This window comes from Kitasatospora sp. GAS1066B (assembly GCF_041262605.1).
In the GTDB taxonomy this organism is placed as follows: domain Bacteria; phylum Actinomycetota; class Actinomycetes; order Streptomycetales; family Streptomycetaceae; genus Kitasatospora.
Genome location: NZ_JBGCCO010000033.1, coordinates 1 through 15,405, shown reverse-complemented (window position 1 = coordinate 15,405; position 15,405 = coordinate 1). Strand labels below are relative to the sequence as shown.

Annotated in this window: 14 protein-coding genes; 6 read left to right on the top strand and 8 right to left on the bottom strand. The window is 72.8% G+C overall.

Annotation, left to right across the window (positions count from 1 at the left end):
- Nucleotides 1-46: 46 nt before the first annotated feature.
- On the bottom strand, nt 47-2,446 hold the full coding sequence (locus ABH937_RS30230; protein ID WP_280686865.1) for an excinuclease ABC subunit UvrA: 2,400 nt from the start codon (nt 2,444-2,446) through the stop codon (nt 47-49).
- 281 nt (nt 2,447-2,727) lie between these two features.
- Here ABH937_RS30230 and ABH937_RS30225 point away from each other — a divergent pair, with 281 nt between their 5' ends.
- Nucleotides 2,728-3,375, top strand: a complete 648-nt coding sequence (locus ABH937_RS30225; RefSeq protein WP_370220098.1) for a PadR family transcriptional regulator — start codon at nt 2,728-2,730, stop codon at nt 3,373-3,375.
- Nucleotide 3,376: 1 nt separating this feature from the next.
- Here ABH937_RS30225 and ABH937_RS30220 read toward each other — a convergent pair whose 3' ends face one another.
- Nucleotides 3,377-3,649 carry a hypothetical protein gene (locus ABH937_RS30220; protein ID WP_280686867.1) on the bottom strand — a complete coding sequence of 91 codons (273 nt, stop codon included), beginning with the start codon at nt 3,647-3,649 and terminating at the stop codon, nt 3,377-3,379.
- 312 nt (nt 3,650-3,961) lie between these two features.
- Here ABH937_RS30220 and ABH937_RS30215 point away from each other — a divergent pair, with 312 nt between their 5' ends.
- Nucleotides 3,962-4,669 carry a bifunctional DNA primase/polymerase gene (locus tag ABH937_RS30215; protein ID WP_370220097.1) on the top strand — a complete coding sequence of 236 codons (708 nt, stop codon included), beginning with the start codon at nt 3,962-3,964 and terminating at the stop codon, nt 4,667-4,669.
- A gap of 37 nt (nt 4,670-4,706) precedes the next feature.
- Here ABH937_RS30215 and map read toward each other — a convergent pair whose 3' ends face one another.
- Nucleotides 4,707-5,555 (bottom strand): type I methionyl aminopeptidase, encoded by an 849-nt coding sequence (gene map / locus ABH937_RS30210; protein WP_370146057.1) that lies wholly within the window; start codon nt 5,553-5,555, stop codon nt 4,707-4,709.
- Nucleotides 5,556-5,648: 93 nt separating this feature from the next.
- Here map and ABH937_RS30205 point away from each other — a divergent pair, with 93 nt between their 5' ends.
- Nucleotides 5,649-5,882 (top strand): hypothetical protein, encoded by a 234-nt coding sequence (locus tag ABH937_RS30205; RefSeq protein ID WP_280686869.1) that lies wholly within the window; start codon nt 5,649-5,651, stop codon nt 5,880-5,882.
- A 7-nt stretch (nt 5,883-5,889) separates the two neighbouring features.
- Here ABH937_RS30205 and ABH937_RS30200 read toward each other — a convergent pair whose 3' ends face one another.
- Together ABH937_RS30200 and ABH937_RS30195 are read right to left on the bottom strand one after the other, a co-directional pair.
- Nucleotides 5,890-7,242, bottom strand: a complete 1,353-nt coding sequence (locus tag ABH937_RS30200) for an MFS transporter (protein ID WP_280686870.1) — start codon at nt 7,240-7,242, stop codon at nt 5,890-5,892.
- Between the two features lie 71 nt (nt 7,243-7,313).
- Nucleotides 7,314-7,919: a hypothetical protein gene (locus tag ABH937_RS30195; protein WP_370220096.1), complete on the bottom strand. Its 606-nt coding sequence runs from the start codon at nt 7,917-7,919 to the stop codon at nt 7,314-7,316.
- Between the two features lie 45 nt (nt 7,920-7,964).
- On the opposite strand from ABH937_RS30195, the gene npdG reads away from it, so the two are divergent.
- Both npdG and ABH937_RS30185 read left to right on the top strand, forming a co-directional pair.
- Complete coding sequence (gene npdG, locus ABH937_RS30190) at nt 7,965-8,654, top strand: NADPH-dependent F420 reductase (RefSeq protein WP_370220095.1); 690 nt, start codon at nt 7,965-7,967, stop codon at nt 8,652-8,654.
- A gap of 161 nt (nt 8,655-8,815) precedes the next feature.
- Complete coding sequence (locus ABH937_RS30185) at nt 8,816-9,001, top strand: hypothetical protein (protein WP_280686873.1); 186 nt, start codon at nt 8,816-8,818, stop codon at nt 8,999-9,001.
- A gap of 22 nt (nt 9,002-9,023) precedes the next feature.
- Here ABH937_RS30185 and ABH937_RS30180 read toward each other — a convergent pair whose 3' ends face one another.
- Entirely contained in the window at nt 9,024-9,803 is a 780-nt protein-coding gene (locus ABH937_RS30180; protein WP_280686874.1) for a site-2 protease family protein, read from the bottom strand.
- A gap of 198 nt (nt 9,804-10,001) precedes the next feature.
- Between ABH937_RS30180 and ABH937_RS30175 the strand changes: the two genes are divergently transcribed.
- On the top strand, nt 10,002-13,352 hold the full coding sequence (locus ABH937_RS30175) for a BTAD domain-containing putative transcriptional regulator (RefSeq protein WP_370220094.1): 3,351 nt from the start codon (nt 10,002-10,004) through the stop codon (nt 13,350-13,352).
- A gap of 26 nt (nt 13,353-13,378) precedes the next feature.
- Here the strand turns inward: ABH937_RS30175 and ABH937_RS30170 are convergent, their stop codons facing one another.
- Together ABH937_RS30170 and ABH937_RS30165 are read right to left on the bottom strand one after the other, a co-directional pair.
- A complete protein-coding gene (locus tag ABH937_RS30170) occupies nt 13,379-14,203 on the bottom strand; it encodes an ABC transporter permease (protein ID WP_280686876.1) in 825 nt (274 codons plus the stop codon).
- A complete protein-coding gene (locus tag ABH937_RS30165) occupies nt 14,200-15,249 on the bottom strand; it encodes an ATP-binding cassette domain-containing protein (RefSeq protein WP_280686877.1) in 1,050 nt (349 codons plus the stop codon). Before ABH937_RS30165 ends, ABH937_RS30170 begins: the two co-directional genes overlap by 4 nt.
- Nucleotides 15,250-15,405: the final 156 nt, after the last annotated feature.

Here is a 15,405-nt window from a genome sequence, read left to right as displayed (position 1 = left end):
GCCGAGGGCAGCGGGCAGCACCGCGCGGTGTCCGCGAGGGCCCAGGTCAGGCGCCGACGTAGGCCGCGAGGTGCTCGCCGGTGAGGGTGGAGCGGGCGGCGACGAGGTCGGCGGGCGTGCCCTCGAAGACGATCCGGCCGCCGTCGTGGCCGGCGCCGGGGCCCAGGTCGATGATCCAGTCGGCGTGCGCCATGACCGCCTGGTGGTGCTCGATGACGATGACGGACTTTCCGGAGTCGACGATCCGGTCGAGCAGGCCGAGCAACTGCTCGACGTCGGCGAGGTGCAGGCCGGTGGTCGGCTCGTCGAGGACGTAGACGCCGCCCTTCTCGGACAGGTGGGTGGCCAGCTTGAGCCGCTGCCGCTCGCCGCCGGACAGCGTGGTGAGCGGCTGGCCGAGCGTGAGGTAGCCGAGCCCGACGTCGGCGAGCCGGTCCAGGATGCGGTGCGCGGCCGGCGTGTGCGCCTCACCGGTGCCGAAGAACTCCTCGGCCTCGTTCACCGACATCGCGAGCACCTCGCTGATGTCGCGGCCGCCGAGGTGGTAGTCCAGCACCGAGGCCTCGAACCGCTTCCCCTCGCACTCCTCGCAGGTGGTGGCGACGCCGGCCATCATCGCCAGGTCGGTGTAGATGACGCCGGCGCCGTTGCAATTGGGGCAGGCACCCTCGGAGTTGGCGCTGAACAGCGCCGGCTTCACGCCGTTGGCCTTCGCGAACGCCTTGCGGATCGGGTCGAGCAGGCCGGTGTACGTCGCCGGATTGCTCCGCCGTGAGCCGCGGATCGCGCCCTGGTCGATCGAGACCACACCCTCGCCAGGGGTCCCCGAACCGTTGACCAGCGACCCGTGGATGAGCGAGCTCTTGCCGGAGCCCGCGACACCGGTGACGACGGCGAGCACGCCGAGCGGGATGTCGACGTCGACGTCGCGCAGGTTGTGCGTCGTCGCACCGCGGATCGCCAGCGTGCCGGTGGGCTCGCGCACCGTCTCCTTGAGGGTGGCCCGGTCGTCGAGATGGCGGCCGGTGAGGGTGCCGCCGGCCCGCAGCCCCTCGACGGTGCCCTCGAAGCAGACGGTGCCGCCCGCCGTACCGGCGCCGGGGCCGAGGTCGACGACGTGGTCGGCGATCGCGATCGTCTCCGGCTTGTGCTCCACGACGAGCACCGTGTTGCCCTTGTCCCGCAGCCGCAGCAGCAGGCCGTTCATCCGCTGGATGTCATGGGGGTGCAGGCCGACGGTGGGCTCGTCGAAGACGTAGGTGGTGTCGGTCAGCGAGGAGCCGAGGTGGCGGATCATCTTGACCCGCTGCGCCTCGCCGCCCGACAGCGTGCCCGAGGACCGGTCGAGCGAGAGGTAGCCGAGCCCGATCTCCACGAACGAGTCGAGGGTCTGCCGCAGCGTGGCGAGCAGCGGCGCCACCGACGGCTCGTCGAGGCCGCGGACCCAATCGGCCAGGTCGCTGATCTGCATCGCGCAGGCGTCGGCGATGCTGATCCTGCCGATCCGGGAGGACCTGGCCGCCTCGCTCAGCCGGGTGCCGCCGCACTCGGGGCAGACGGTGAAGGTGACCGCCCGGTCCACGAACGCCCGGATGTGCGGCTGCATCCCCTCCCGGTCCTTGGCGAGGTAGGACTTCTGGATCCGCGGGATCAGACCCTCGTAGGTCATGTTGATGCCCGCGATCTTCATCCGCTCCGGCTCGTGGTGGAGGAAGTCGTGCAGCTCCTTCTTGGTGTACTTGCGGATCGGCTTCTGCGGATCGTAGAAGCCCGACTCGCTGTAGAGCCGGTAGTTCCAGCCGCCCGGCGTGTAGCCGGGGATGGTGAGCGCGCCCTCGGCGAGGGACTTGGAGTCGTCGAAGAGCTGGGTGAGGTCGATGTCGGAGACCGCGCCCCGCCCCTCGCAGCGCGGACACATGCCGCCGGTGATGCTGAAGCTGCGCCGCTCCTTCACGGTCTTCCCGCCGCGCTCGAGAGTGACCGCACCCGCCCCGCTGATGGACGGGACGTTGAAGGAGAAGGCCTTGGGCGAGCCGATGTGCGGCCGCCCGAGCCGGCTGAAGAGGATCCGGAGCATCGCGTTGGCGTCCGTGGCGGTGCCGACCGTGGAGCGCGGGTCGGCGCCCATCCGTTGCTGGTCGACGATGATCGCGGTGGTCAGCCCGTCGAGGACGTCGACCTCGGGCCGGGCCAGCGTCGGCATGAAGCCCTGCACGAAGGCGCTGTAGGTCTCGTTGATCAGCCGCTGCGACTCCGCGGCGATCGTGTCGAACACCAGCGAGCTCTTGCCCGAGCCGGACACCCCGGTGAACACCGTCAGCCGGCGCTTGGGGATCTCGATGCTGACGTCCTTGAGGTTGTTCACGCGCGCACCGTGCACGCGGATCAGGTCGTGGCTGTCGGCGACATGCGGCGCGGGCGACGTGCTGTCCGTCCTCGTGGCCATGCTTCGGGTCTCCATCTGTCGGGCGGGGCCGCCTTCGCGGCAACGGTCCACGGCGGCCACGCTACTTGCGGCCCGGTGACGACGCTTCTCGATTCCTGATCGGTCCGGTCATCGGTCCGGTGACCCTCCTCGCCATCCGGGACGGCAGCAGGCCGCGCCATGCGCAAAAACGTTGACGAGCGATAGTTACCGATATATCGTCGAAGCATCGAGATCGTACGAAGGTAGCTCGCGAAACCTCGTGAGTGCTTCGTCGGCCGATGAGAGAGGTGGTGCGCGTCATGCGCAGGCAGAGGATGAGCGGCGGTCGTGGCCGTCGCGACGGTGGTCGGCCGTTCGACCGGATCCCCGGTGAGTTCGCCGAGCAGCGCGGGGCCTACGGTCCGTCGTTCCCGCCGGGTGGTGGCCCCTTCGGCGGGCCGTTCCGCGGTGGGTTCGGCGGTGGGTTCGGCGGTCATGGCGGCCGGGGGCGCGGGCGGCACGGTGGCCGGGCCCGGCGGGGGGATGTGCGGGCCTCGCTGCTGGCGCTGCTCAAGGAGCGGCCGATGCACGGCTACGAGATGATCACCGAGATCGGTGAGCGGACCTCGGGGGCCTGGCGGCCCAGCCCGGGTTCGGTGTACCCGACCCTCCAGCTGCTGGAGGAGGAGGGTCTGATCGAGGCTCAGGAGACCGGCGGCAAGCGGCTGTTCACGCTGTCCGAGACCGGTCGCACGGAGGCGGAGGCGGGGGCCGCCGAGCCCTGGCAGGAGGCCGGGCGCGGGATCGACTGGGAGGCGGTGCACGAGGTCGGCCAGGCGCTGGCCTCGGTGGAGCAGGCGATCCGCCAGGTGATGGCGACCGGCACCGAGGAGCAGCGGACCAAGGGGCTCGCGGTGCTGGTCGAGGCCAGGAAGAAGCTCTACCTGATCCTGGCCGAGGAGGGGTGAGTCACTCGGCGCCCGGCTCCGACCGGTCGGGCTGCTCCGGCTCGGCGTCGGGTCGCTCCGACTCCGGCACCTGGTACTCGTACACCCAGCGTGCCCGCCCCTTCGAGCTGTACCGCTTGGCCCGGACGTACACCAGCGTCCGGGCCGGCTCCTCGCCGTGCGCGGGCACCGGCACGGAGTAGCGCTTGGGCACCGCGTTGAACGGACTCAGGTAGACCGGCAGCACCCGGCCGTCCAGCGGCCCCCCGATGAATTCCGTATCCGCGCTCCTCATTCGGCCAGCTTCGCACCATCCGACCGGTCGACCCAAACACCCGGCTCGAACGCCGTGGCCCGGACACCCCCGGTCCGGGCGACCCCGATACTCCCTTATCCTGCTCAGTACGCCCTCGGGCCCGACCCGGGTCGGCGGCCCGTCACGGGCCGGCTACGGCGCGCGTCGACGCGCCCGACCGCGCCCGACCGCCGCCGCCGAGGAGCGGCGCTCCGGTGACCCCGGGAAGCCGTGGGCAGCGCCGGGCGTTTGCGTCCGTAGTTGCGTCGAACACTGTGCCGCAACACGTCACAGCCGTGCGAAAGGGGCCCGATGGAAGCCAGCAGCAGGTGGACGACGTGGTGGCAGCGACGCGATCGGCCGCGCACCGGGTCGGACGCAGGCGGCGCGGCTTCCCCCGCGGACCGGCTCGAACTGTTGCTGGGCGCGGTCCAGGCCGGCTTCCCGCTCGCCCCGGCCGCGCATCCGGCGGGTCACCGCTGTTCCTGCGACCGGGTCGGCTGTCCGGCCCCGGCGCAGCACCCGGTCTCGTTCGCCTGGCAGTCGCAGGCCACCACCGACGCCGAGCAGTTGACCCGCTGGCTCTCCCGCGACCCGCTGGCCAACTTCATCACCGCCACCGGCCGCGCCCACGACGTGCTCGACGTCCCCGCCGAGGCCGGCCGGCTCGCGCTGGAGCGGCTCACCGCGCTCGGCGTGGAGGGACCGGTCGCCGCCGTCGGCGAGGAGCGCTACCTCTTCTTCACCACCACCAGGGGCACCCCGGAGGACGAGGACGAGTGGTGGTCGAGCGCGCTGGACACCCACCCGGACACCGTGTCCGAGCACCCGGGTCTGCGCTGGCACTGCCGCGGCTCCTACACCCTGCTGCCCCCGGCCGCGCTGCCCGACGGCTCGCAGGTCCGCTGGCTGCGCGGGCCCGAGCAGCCGCTGCCGGACCCGCTGCGGGTGCTGGACGTGCTCACCGACGCGTGCACCGAGGTGGGCGCCGTCGCCGAGGAGCAGTGGCTGATCGGCTGAGGCGCCGCCCGCTCCGGCGGGCGGCCACAGCGGGGCGTCACGGCAGGGTGAGGATCTCCGCCCCGTCCGCCGTGACGAGCAGCGTGTGCTCGAACTGGGCGGTCCGCTTGCGGTCCTTGGTGACCACCGTCCAGCCGTCCGGCCAGATCTCGTAGTCATAGGTGCCCAGGGTGAGCATCGGTTCGATGGTGAAGGTCATCCCCGGCTTGATCACCTGGGTGGCCCGGTCGCTGTCGTAGTGCGGGATGATCAGGCCGGAGTGGAACGAGGTGTTGATCCCGTGGCCGGTGAAGTCGCGCACCACGCCGTAGTCGAAGCGCTTGGCGTAGGACTCGATCACCCGGCCGATCACGTTGATCTGACGCCCCGGCTTGACCGCCTTGATCGCCCGGGCGAGCGACTCCCGGGTCCGCTCGACCAGCAGCCGTGACTCCTCGGCCACGTCGCCGCACAGGTAGGTGGCGTTCAGGTCGCCGTGCACCCCGTGGATGTAGGCGGTGGCGTCGATGTTGACGATGTCGCCGTCCCGCAGCACCGTCGAGTCCGGGATCCCGTGGCAGATCACCTCGTTGATCGAGGTGCAGACCGACTTCGGGAAGCCCCGGTAGCCCAGGTCGGACGGGTAGGCGTCGTGGTCGCACATGTACTCGTGGGCTACCGCGTCCAGCTGATCGGTCGTCACCCCGGGCGCGATCAGCTCGGCGGCCGCCGCCATCGCCCGGGCGGCGATCCGACCGGCGATCCGCATCTTCTCGATGGTCTCCGCGTCCTGCACCTCGGGCCCGGTGTACGGCGTCGGGCCGGGCTTGCCGACGTACTCCGGCCGGGCGATGTGCGCCGGGACCTTGCGAGTGGGGGACTGGATACCGGGAACGAGGTGAGCCATGGCCGCGATTCTAGCGCCCGGTTCCCGGCGTCCCGGCTGTGTGTGCGAAGGCGCCGACGGGCATGATCAGCAGTAGCGGACGAGGAGGAACTCATGGCGCTGTTCAAGCGGGGCACCGTCGGGAAACCGGGCGAGTGGTACTACTGCCTCAAGCACCAGAAGGTCGAGGAGGGGCCGGAGTGCCCGGCCAAGGACCGGCTCGGCCCGTACGCCAGCCGCGAGGAGGCGGGGCACGCGCTGGAGACCGCGCGGGAGCGCAACGAGGAGTGGGCCACCGACCCGCGCTGGAGCGACAGCGACGTGCGGCCCGAGGACGACAAGAGCTGACCTGCCATCAGGCGGGCGCTGTCGCCGCCGCGTTCGCCGCGGTCGCGTTCGCCGCCTGCTCGCGCGCCGCGCGGGCCGCCGCCACGTGCGGGTCGGTCCGCGCGTCGTAGGCGAGCAGCTTGGGCAGCACCGCCGCCAGCCCGCCCACGCTCAGCACGCAGGCCAGCCCGCCCAGCCAGACCGAGCCGCGGGCGCCGACCAGCGCGGCCGTGCCGCCGGCCCGCACCTGGCCCAGGTTCGGGCCCACCGAGTAGCTGAGCAGCTCCACCCCGGCCAGGCGGCCGCGCAGTTCGTCGGGGATGGACTGGTTCCACATGGTGGAGCGGCCCATCCCGCTGATCATGTCCGCACCGCCGGCCGCCGCCAGGCAGAGCAGGACCAGCCAGACGTTCCCCGCCAGCCCGGCCAGGGTCATCGCCGCGCCCCAGCCCAGCGCGGCCAGCAGCACCATCCGGCCGTGCCGATGGACGCTCGAGGCCCAGCCGCTGGTGACGGAGACGAGCAGCGCGCCCACCGCCGTGGCGCCGTACATCAGCCCGAGCGCCCAGCCGGCGTGCAGGTCGTCGGCCAGGAACGGAAAAATCGCGTTCGGGAAGGCGAAGAGCATCGCGGCGATGTCCACCAGGTAGGTCCCGAGCAGCTCGGGACGGCTCCAGGCGTACCGGACACCGGCCATGATCGCCGCCACCGAGGGCTTGGCGGCCCCGGTCGGCGGGGGCACCGCGCGCAGCCGGACGAGCAGCAGCAGCGAGACGGCGAAGGTCGCCACGTCCAGCGCGTAGGCGGTGGCCGGGCCGCCGGCGTACGCGACGACGACGCCGGCCAGCGCGGGGCCGGCGATGGTGCTGGTGTTGCGGTAGATCGAGATCAGCGCGAAGGCGGCGGTCAGCTGCTCGTGCGCCACGATCCGCGGCACCAGCGTGTCCAGTGCCGGGCGCTGCAGGCCGTCCACGGCCGCGACCAGCCCGGCCACCAGGTAGATCGGCCAGAGCAGTGGGTGCGGCAGCAGGGCGTCGAGCAGCAGCAATCCGCTCAGCAGGCCGAGCCCGGCCTCGGCGCAGAGCACCAGCTTGCGGCGGTCCAGCGCGTCGGCCAGCGCGCCGCCCCAGAGGCCGAAGACGATCAGTGGCAGCAGTTCGACCGCGCCGATCGAGCCGACCGCGAGGTAGGAGCCGGTCAACTGCTTGATCTGCAGCGGGACGGCGACGTAGGTGAGGAAGCTGCCGAAACTGGAGACGCAGCCCGAGCCCCAGAGCAGCCGGAAGTCCCGGGAGGTGCGCATCGGTGCCAGGTCGGGGCGCAGGCGGCGCAGCAGGCTCGGGTGGGGCGGCTCGGGTTCGGCGGGGCCGGCTTCGGTCATGAGCGGCCATCCTGCGTGGTCCGACCCGCGGTCGCAACGGGTTTATCCGGTGGGGGAGTCCGGCCCGCGGGTCACCAGCGGTCGACCGGCTCGGCGGTGAACCGCCGCACCACCCGGGCCAGGCCGGCCGGCCCCGCCAGCCGTGACCAGGGCCGGGGCCGCTCGCCGGCCGCCGCGCCGACCAGGTGCTGCACCAGGTCGAAGCCCGGCTCGTCGGGGCTCTCCACCGTCAGGCTCTCGTGCGCCAGTTCGGCCAGTTCGGGGGCGTCCGCCGCCAGCGCGAGCACGGTCGCGCCGCCTCGGCGCGCGTCGTGCACCCGCTCCAGCAGCGCGTCGCCAGGGGCCTGCGGGGTGACCACCAGCACCGTCTCGCCGCGCCCGGCCGCCGCCAGTCGCCGCAGGTCGTGCCGCAGCTGCGGCGGTGCGTTGGCCGTGCCTGGCACCTGGTGGCGGATCAAGGTCGGTGCCAGGCTGGGCACTTGGGACCAGCCCGCCTCGTCGTCCAGGTGCGCCGCCAGATGCCACGGCTCGTAGTCAGGGCTGCCGACCAGCAGCAGGCCGCAGGCCGAGCGCCGGGTCACAGCGCGCCGCAGCGAGCCGGCGAAGCTCCTGGTCGAGTCCAGCAGCGGCGACCCGGACAGGACCTCGCGCAGCGCGCTCACTCTCGTCACGTCCATGGCGCCAGGATGGAGGCGGGCTCGCGGCTTTGGCAGGATCTCGGTATGACTTCCCTCGAATCAGCGAACCCCGCACCCCAGCTGCCCGACGTCACGCAGCTGGTGGTCGGTGTCCTCGGCGGCACCGGCGACCAGGGCCGCGGCCTGGCCTACCGGCTGGCCAAGGCCGGCCAGCAGGTGATCATCGGCTCGCGCAGCGCCGAGCGCGCCGAGTCCGCCGCCGCCGAACTCGGACTCGGCGTGCGCGGCATGGACAACGCGAGCACCGCCCGGCAGAGCGACATCGTGATCATCGCGGTGCCGTGGGACGGGCACGGCGAGCTGCTGGCCGCCCTGGCCGGCGAGCTGGCCGGCAAGATCGTGGTGGACTGCGTCAACCCGTTGGGCTTCGACAAGCAGGGCGCCTACGCGCTCACCCCGGAGGAGGGCAGCGCCGCCCAGCAGGCCGCCGCGCTGCTGCCGGACTCCCGGGTCACCGCCGCGTTCCACCACCTGTCCGCCGTGCTGCTGCAGGACCCGCAGATCGCCACGATCGACACCGACGTGCTGGTCCTCGGCGACGAGCGGGCGGCCACCGACGTGGTCCAGACGCTGACCGACCGGATCCCCGGCATGCGCGGCATCTACGCGGGCCGGCTGCGCAACGCCCACCAGGTCGAGTCGCTGGTGGCGAACCTGATCTCGGTCAACCGTCGCTACAAGGCGCACGCGGGGCTGCGGGTCACCGACGTCTGACAGCGGTGGGCGGCAGCGCCCGAAAGATGACGCACTGTCGTCCGCTTGTGGCGATCGCGTGACGATACCGAAGGTCCGGCCCCACCCGGCTGCGGGCGGGTCCGGACCTTCCGGGAGAATGGGGTACGCAAACCCACCCGATCTGCCTGGAGCCGGCCGCCATGCCCCGCAACGCCCTGTACGCCTCGATCGTCTTCGTCCTCGCGGTCTGTGCCGCCGTGGTCTCCTTCGTGGAGGGCAACTGGCTGGGCGTGATCTGGGTGCTGATGGCGGGCGTGGCCAGCAACATCGCCTGGTACTACCTGCGCAAGGAGAAGCTGGAGCGGGCGGCCGGCCAGAACGGCTAGGGCCTCCGGCTCGCCGGAACGGCTAGTGCGTCCAGAACCGGAACAGGTCGGAGCCCACCCAGGCGTAGTACCGGTCGACGCCGAAGAGCTCGATGATGTCGTAGACCAGGTTGAAGAACCAGACGTTCACCTGCGACTGCCACAGCACGATGAAGACCGCCAGCATCCCGTACGGCGCGAACGGCGCGACCGCGCGGCGGGTCTGCAGCGAGAGCCAGGGCTCGATGATCCCGTAGCCGTCCAGACCGGGGATCGGGAGCAGGTTCAGCAGCGCCGCGCTGATCTGCAGCATGCCGAGGAAGGACAGCGCCGCCAGGAAGTCCGGTGCCACCCCGTCCAGCAGGCCGGTGCCCACCGGCAGCAGCAGCACCGCCCCGAAGACCAGGTTGACCAGCGGCCCGGCCGCCGAGATCAGGCTGTGCTTGAGCCGCCCCTGGATCCGGCTGCGCTCGATGAAGACCGCGCCACCGGGCAGGCCGATGCCGCCCAGCACCACGAAGACCACCGGCAGCACGAAGCTGGTGACCGAGTTGGCGTACTTGAAGGGGTTGAGGGTCAGGTAGCCCTTGGCGCCCACCGTGATGTCCCCGCCGTGCAGCGCGGTGCGGGCGTGCGCGTACTCGTGCAGGCAGAGCGAGACCATCCAGCCGGCCACCACGAAGAGGAAGACCCCGAAGCGGGTCGATCCGTAGCCGGTCCACACCGCCCAGCCCGAGGTGACCAGGGTCGCCAGCAGCACCCAGAACACCGGGCTGATCCGGCGCTCCTCGCTCTTGGGGCCGCGTGTGGTGGCAAAGCTCATGGGAACGGGTCTCCGTCAGGGGATGGCATGGTGGCGAATGGAGGGGCAGGCGCCACCGATCATGCCGGTCGGCCCGCGCCATCGACAAGTGAACGTCCCATCGGCCCGCCCCGTTCCGCCCACCAGCCGGCCCCGCTGCGTCCGCTCTGTTGGGCCCGGCCCGCCCTGTTGGGCTCGGCGCGCGGCCGAAGCAGCAGAATGGTCCCCGTGCACTACGGCATCCTCGGCACCACGACCGCCCATCACGACGACGGCACCCCGGTTCCGCTCGGCGGTGCCCGGCTGCGCGCGCTGCTCGCGGCGCTGGTGCTGCGCCAGGGCCGCCCGGTGCCGGCCGAGGCGCTGGTGGCGGAGGTCTGGGACGGTGAGCTGCCGCAGGACTCGGCCGCCGCGCTGCAGACTCTGGTCGGCCGGCTGCGCCGCACCATCGGCCGCGCGGAGATCGAATCAGGGCCCGCCGGCTACTGGCTGACGACGGGTCAGAGCGACCTGACCCGGTTCCAGCGGCTGGCCGAGCAGGGGCAGCGGGCGCTGGCGGCCGGTGACGCGCACGCGGCCGCCGAGCACCTGCGCGAGGCGTTGGCGCTGTGGCGCGGCCCGGCCCTGGCCGACCTGCCGGACCGGGCGGGCCGAGCGGTGCGGCTGGAGGCCCAGCGCGACGAGGCGCGCCGGGCCAGGATCGGCGCCGACCTGGCGCTCGGGCGGGCCGTCGAGGTGGCCGCCGAACTCGCCGGGCTCTGCGCGGACCACCCGCTGGACGAGCCGCTGCACGTGCTGTGGATCCGCGCGCTGCACCGCTGCGGGCGCACCGCCGAGGCGCTGGAGCGATACGAGCGGCTGCGCCGGGCGCTGGCCGAGAAGCTGGGCGCCGACCCGGGCGCCGAGCTGCGCGCCGTCCACCAGGAACTGCTCCAGCAGGCCCCGACACCTGCACCTGCACCTGTACCTGCAACGGCGCCGGCACCCGCGCCCGCACCCGTGATGCTCGCCGGCGGCAACCTGCGCCCCCGGCTGACCAGCTTCGTCGGCCGTGAGCACGACCTGACGGCGCTCGCCGAGCTGATCGGTTCGGCCCGGCTGGTCACCCTCACCGGGCCCGGCGGCTCCGGCAAGACCCGTCTCTCGGTGGAGGCCGGCCAGGCCGCCCAGGCAGGCGGGCGCTGGCCCGACGGCGTCTGGCAGGCCGAACTCGCGCCGTTGGAGAGCCCGAGCGCCGTCCCGGACGCGGTGCTCTCCGCGCTCGGCCTGCGCGCCACCGTGCTGCACCAGTCGATGACCGACACCCGCCAGGACGACCCGGTGCGCCGGATCGTCGAGCACTGCGGCCGGTCCCGGATGCTGCTGCTGCTCGACAACTGCGAGCACCTGATCCAGCCCGCCGCCGAGCTGGCCGACCGGCTGCTCGCCGAGTGCCCGCACCTGAGCATCCTGGCCACCAGCCGCGAGCCGCTCGGCGTGCCGGGCGAGACGGTACTGCCGGTCGAGCCGCTGCCGGACCCGGTCGCGCTGCGCCTGCTGGCCGAGCGGGGCGCGGCCGCCCGGGCCGGCTTCTCGGTCGCCGACGATCCGGCCGCGGCCGCCGAGATCTGCCGCCGGCTGGACGGCCTGCCGCTGGCCATCGAGCTGGCCGCCGCCCGGCTGCGCGGCCTGACGCCCCGCCAGCTGGCGGACCGGCTGGACCAGCGGTTCGCCCTGCTCACCGGCGGCAGCCGGGTGCTGCTGCCCCGGCAGCAGACGCTGCGCGCGGTGGTGGACTGGAGCTGGGAGCTGCTGGACGAGCGCGAGCGGGCGGTGCTGCGCCGGCTCGCCGTGTTCGCCGGCGGTGCCACCCTGGCGGACGCCGAACTGGTCTGCGCCGACGGCGAGTCGGTCGCCACCGGCGAGGTGGCCGAGCTGCTGCTCTCGCTGGTCGACAAGTCGCTGCTGGTCGCGGGGCTGGATCCGGACGGCCCGCCGCGCTACCGGATGCTGGAGACGATCCACGAGTACGGCGTCGAGAAGCTCGCCGAGTCCGGCGAGCACCGCGCGGTGGCCGACCGGCACCTGGCCGCCTTCCGCGAACTGGTCCGCACGGCCGAGCCGAACCTGCACGGCCACCAGCAGATGCACTGGCTCGGCGTGCTGGAGCGCGAGCAGGACAACGTCAGGGCCGCGCTGCGCCACGCGCTGGACACCCGCGCCGAGCCGGACGCGCTCAGCCTGGTGCTGGGGATGCTCTGGTTCTGGCTGCTGCGCGACTACCGCACCGAGTCCCGCGACTGGCTCGACCAGGTCTGCGCGCTCAGCTCCGACCCGTTCGCGGACGACGCCCCCGCGCCCGAGCCGCTGGAGCTCGGGCCGCTCCAGCACCCGTTGCCCTGGCCGCCGGCGATGCTGGCCGAGGCCCGCCGGCAGGCCTGGATCTACCAGCTGATCTCCCGCTTCGACGGCGACATGGACGTGATCGGCGACCACGCGCTGGTCGAGCGCGCGCCGCGGATCCTCCGGGCCTACCACCCCGACCTGCCGCAGTCCTACTCCTACCCCGCGCTGCTGCGGATCTTCGCCTGCTTCCTGGCCGGCCAGGCCGAGGAGATGCTCACCCTGATCGACCAGGCGGTCGAGGGCTGCCGCCGGTACGGGCGGGAGAGCGAGCTGGCCTGGACCCTGCAACTGCGCGCCAAGATGTCCAACGACAGGGCTGCCGGCCTGGCGCAGGCCCGCCAGGACGGCGACGAGGCGATGGCGATCTACTCCCGGCTCGGCGACCGCTGGGGCATGACGGAGACGCTCGCGGCGCAGGCCGAGACGGCCGGCTACGCGGGTGATTCGGCCACCGCGGTCGCCGCCTACCGGCAGGCGATCGAACTGGCCCAGGAGCTCGGCGCTCCGCAGGATGTGCCGCAGCTGCGGGTGCGGCTCGGCGAGGCGGTGCTGGAGCGCGACCAGGTGGAGGGCGAACGGTTGATCCGCCAGGGCATCGAGGGCGCCCTGGCCGGTGGGCAGCACGCCGACGGCGCCCTGGTCTACGGCCACACCCTGCTCAGCGGGCTCTACACGCATCGCGGTGACTTCGCCGCCGCCCGCGAGGAACTGCGCCGGCTGCGTGCGACACAGGCCCGCTTCGGTCCCGGACTGCCGGGGATCACGGAGGGCCTGGTGTCCTGCGCCGAGGGCCTGGTGCTGGCCCGCTGCGGCCAGGTGGACGAGGCGGTGGCCCAACTGCGGGCCGGGCTGCGCGGGCTGCGCGAGGTGTCGGCGGCGGCGCTGGTCTTCGCGCAGCACGTCACCCTGCTGCTGCTCCCGGCGGTGGTCGGCATCCTGGCGGCCCGGGCCGAGCGTGACCGGGACCGCGAACTCGCCCGCCAGGCCGGCCTGCTGAGCGGGGTGCACGGCGGCCGGCTCGGTGCGCAGGGCTCGTTCCTGGAGCGGATCGAGCGGGAGACCCGGGAGTCGGTGCTGATCGGGCTGCTGGGCGAGGCGGGATTCCAGGACGCGTGCGAGCAGGGCCGCGCGTTCTCCTGGGCGGAGACCACGGCCCTGCTGGACCAGCTGGTGGCCGAACTCTGATCCGTCCGACCGGGTCTGACGGTCCGTCAGACCCGCTTGCGGAACCGGTTCACGGCCAGTGGCGCGGTGATCGCGGTGATCGCCACCGACCAGAGCAGCACCATGCTCACCGAGTGGGCCACCGGTCCGCCGTTGATCAGGGCGCGGCAGGCGTCGGCCAGGTTGGAGAGCGGGTTGACCTTGGTGAACTCGTGCAGCCAGCCCGGCATGGTGCTGGTCGGGGCGAAGATCGAGCTGCCGAACTGCAGCGGCATCACCACTAGCATGCCGACCCCCTGGACCGCCTGCGCGCTCTTCATCGTCAGGCCGAGCAGCATGGAGATCCAGACCAGCGACATCCCGAAGACCAGCGCGAGTCCGACCGCCCCGAGCACCCCGGGCAGGCCGGTCTTCAACTGCAGCCCGAGGATCAGCGCGAAGACGATCAGGACGGTGAAGGAGACCAGCCCGCGGCAGGCCTCGGCCAGCATCTTGCCGATCAGCACCGAGGAGCGGGCGATCGGCAGCGAGCGGAACCGGTCCATCACCCCGGTCTGCAGGTCGCTGTTGAGGCCGGTGCCCACCGCCATCGCCAGGTTGAGCCCGGTGCCGCCGAGCAGGCCGGGGATCAGGTACTGCTTGTAGGCCTGCTGGTTGCCGGAGACCGCGCCGCCGAAGACGTAGACGAAGAGCAGCGTGAAGATGATCGGCATCAGCAGCACGTCGAACAGCGACTCCGGATCGGCCTTGATCCGCATCAGGTTGCGCCGGGTCAGCGCGCCGATGTGCCGCAGGTGGTCGCGCGGTGTGGTGCGGCTGTCGGCGACCGCAGTGGCGGTGGGACGGGGCAGGGTGGCGGTGGCGGCGCTCATCGCTGGGTCTCCTCGATGACGGCGGTCGAATCGGTGGACGTCTTGCCGGTGATGGCGAGGAAGACCTCGTCCAGGCTGGGTACGACGGTGTCGATGCCGGCGATGCCGAAGCCCCGGCCGCCGAGCACCCCGATCACGGCGGTCAACTGCTCGTCCCCGCCGATCGGCACGCTGAGCAGCTCGCCGTCCGGCGTGGCGGTGGCCCCGAGGACCCCGGCGTCGGTCAGGCAGCGGACCATCTCGGCCAGTTCGCCCGGGCGGGCCGGGCGCACCCGCAGCGTCCGGCCGCCGACCTCCCGCTTGAGGCCGTCCACCGTGCCGTTGGCGATCACCCGGCCGCGGTCGATCACCGTGAGGTCGGTGGCCAACTGCTCGGCCTCCTCCATGTACTGGGTGGTGAGCAGCACGGTGGAGCCCTCGGCCACCATCCGGCGCACCTCCTCCCAGACCTCGTTGCGGGTGCGCGGGTCCAGACCGGTGGTGGGCTCGTCCAGGTAGAGCACCCGCGGGCGGCCGATCATGCTGGCGGCGAGGTCGAGGCGGCGGCGCATCCCGCCGGAGTAGGTCTTGGCCGGCCGTCCGGCCGCCTCGGTCAGCGAGAAGCGCTCCAGCAGCTCGACGGCGCGGGCCTTGGCGTCCCTGCGGGAGAGGTCGAGCAGCCGGCCGATCAGGTAGAGGTTCTCGGAGCCGGAGAGGTACTCGTCCACCGAGGCGTACTGCCCGGTCAGGCCGATGGTGCGGCGCAGCTGCTTGGGCTGGCGCAGCACGTCGTAGCCGCCGACGGTCGCGCTGCCGGCGTCCGGCCTGATCAGCGTGGAGAGCACCCGGATCAGCGTGGTCTTGCCGGCCCCGTTGGGGCCCAGCACGCCGAGCACGGTGCCCTGGCGGACCGTCAGGTCGACGCCGTCCAGGGCCTTCGTCGCACCGTAGTGCTTGACGATCCCTCGCGCCTCGACGGCGTTGGCCGGTTCGGCGCCGACCTGCGCGGTGGTGCGGAGAGTGAAGCGGTGCCCCTGGTCGTTCGGGGCGGCGGTCGTCGTTGTCATGCCGTCAGACTGTCCGGCGCCGCTGCCAGACCGCTCTCAGCCCGCTGTCACGGCGGTGGGGGCCGCCGGCGGGGGGGCCCCCACCCGGGCGGCCCCCCCCCCCCGCGAGGTTGTTGGTGGGGGACGGGTATGGTTGGGAGCCCCCCCCCGGGGCGG

Bases quoted from the DNA above. Each gene is read 5' to 3' on its own strand.
- ABH937_RS30205 (WP_280686869.1), top strand. From the start codon at position 5,649: ATGGCGCTGTTCAAGCGGGGCACCGTCGGGAAACCGGGCGAGTGGTAC.
- ABH937_RS30185 (WP_280686873.1), top strand. From the start codon at position 8,816: ATGCCCCGCAACGCCCTGTACGCCTCGATCGTCTTCGTCCTCGCGGTC.
- ABH937_RS30170 (WP_280686876.1), bottom strand. From the start codon at position 14,203: ATGAGCGCCGCCACCGCCACCCTGCCCCGTCCCACCGCCACTGCGGTC.
- npdG (WP_370220095.1), top strand. From the start codon at position 7,965: ATGACTTCCCTCGAATCAGCGAACCCCGCACCCCAGCTGCCCGACGTC.
- ABH937_RS30220 (WP_280686867.1), bottom strand. From the start codon at position 3,649: ATGAGGAGCGCGGATACGGAATTCATCGGGGGGCCGCTGGACGGCCGG.
- ABH937_RS30215 (WP_370220097.1), top strand. From the start codon at position 3,962: ATGGAAGCCAGCAGCAGGTGGACGACGTGGTGGCAGCGACGCGATCGG.
- ABH937_RS30195 (WP_370220096.1), bottom strand. From the start codon at position 7,919: ATGGACGTGACGAGAGTGAGCGCGCTGCGCGAGGTCCTGTCCGGGTCG.
- map (WP_370146057.1), bottom strand. From the start codon at position 5,555: ATGGCTCACCTCGTTCCCGGTATCCAGTCCCCCACTCGCAAGGTCCCG.
- ABH937_RS30180 (WP_280686874.1), bottom strand. From the start codon at position 9,803: ATGAGCTTTGCCACCACACGCGGCCCCAAGAGCGAGGAGCGCCGGATC.
- ABH937_RS30225 (WP_370220098.1), top strand. From the start codon at position 2,728: ATGCGCAGGCAGAGGATGAGCGGCGGTCGTGGCCGTCGCGACGGTGGT.
- ABH937_RS30175 (WP_370220094.1), top strand. From the start codon at position 10,002: ATGGTCCCCGTGCACTACGGCATCCTCGGCACCACGACCGCCCATCAC.
- ABH937_RS30165 (WP_280686877.1), bottom strand. From the start codon at position 15,249: ATGACAACGACGACCGCCGCCCCGAACGACCAGGGGCACCGCTTCACT.
- ABH937_RS30230 (WP_280686865.1), bottom strand. From the start codon at position 2,446: ATGGCCACGAGGACGGACAGCACGTCGCCCGCGCCGCATGTCGCCGAC.
- ABH937_RS30200 (WP_280686870.1), bottom strand. From the start codon at position 7,242: ATGACCGAAGCCGGCCCCGCCGAACCCGAGCCGCCCCACCCGAGCCTG.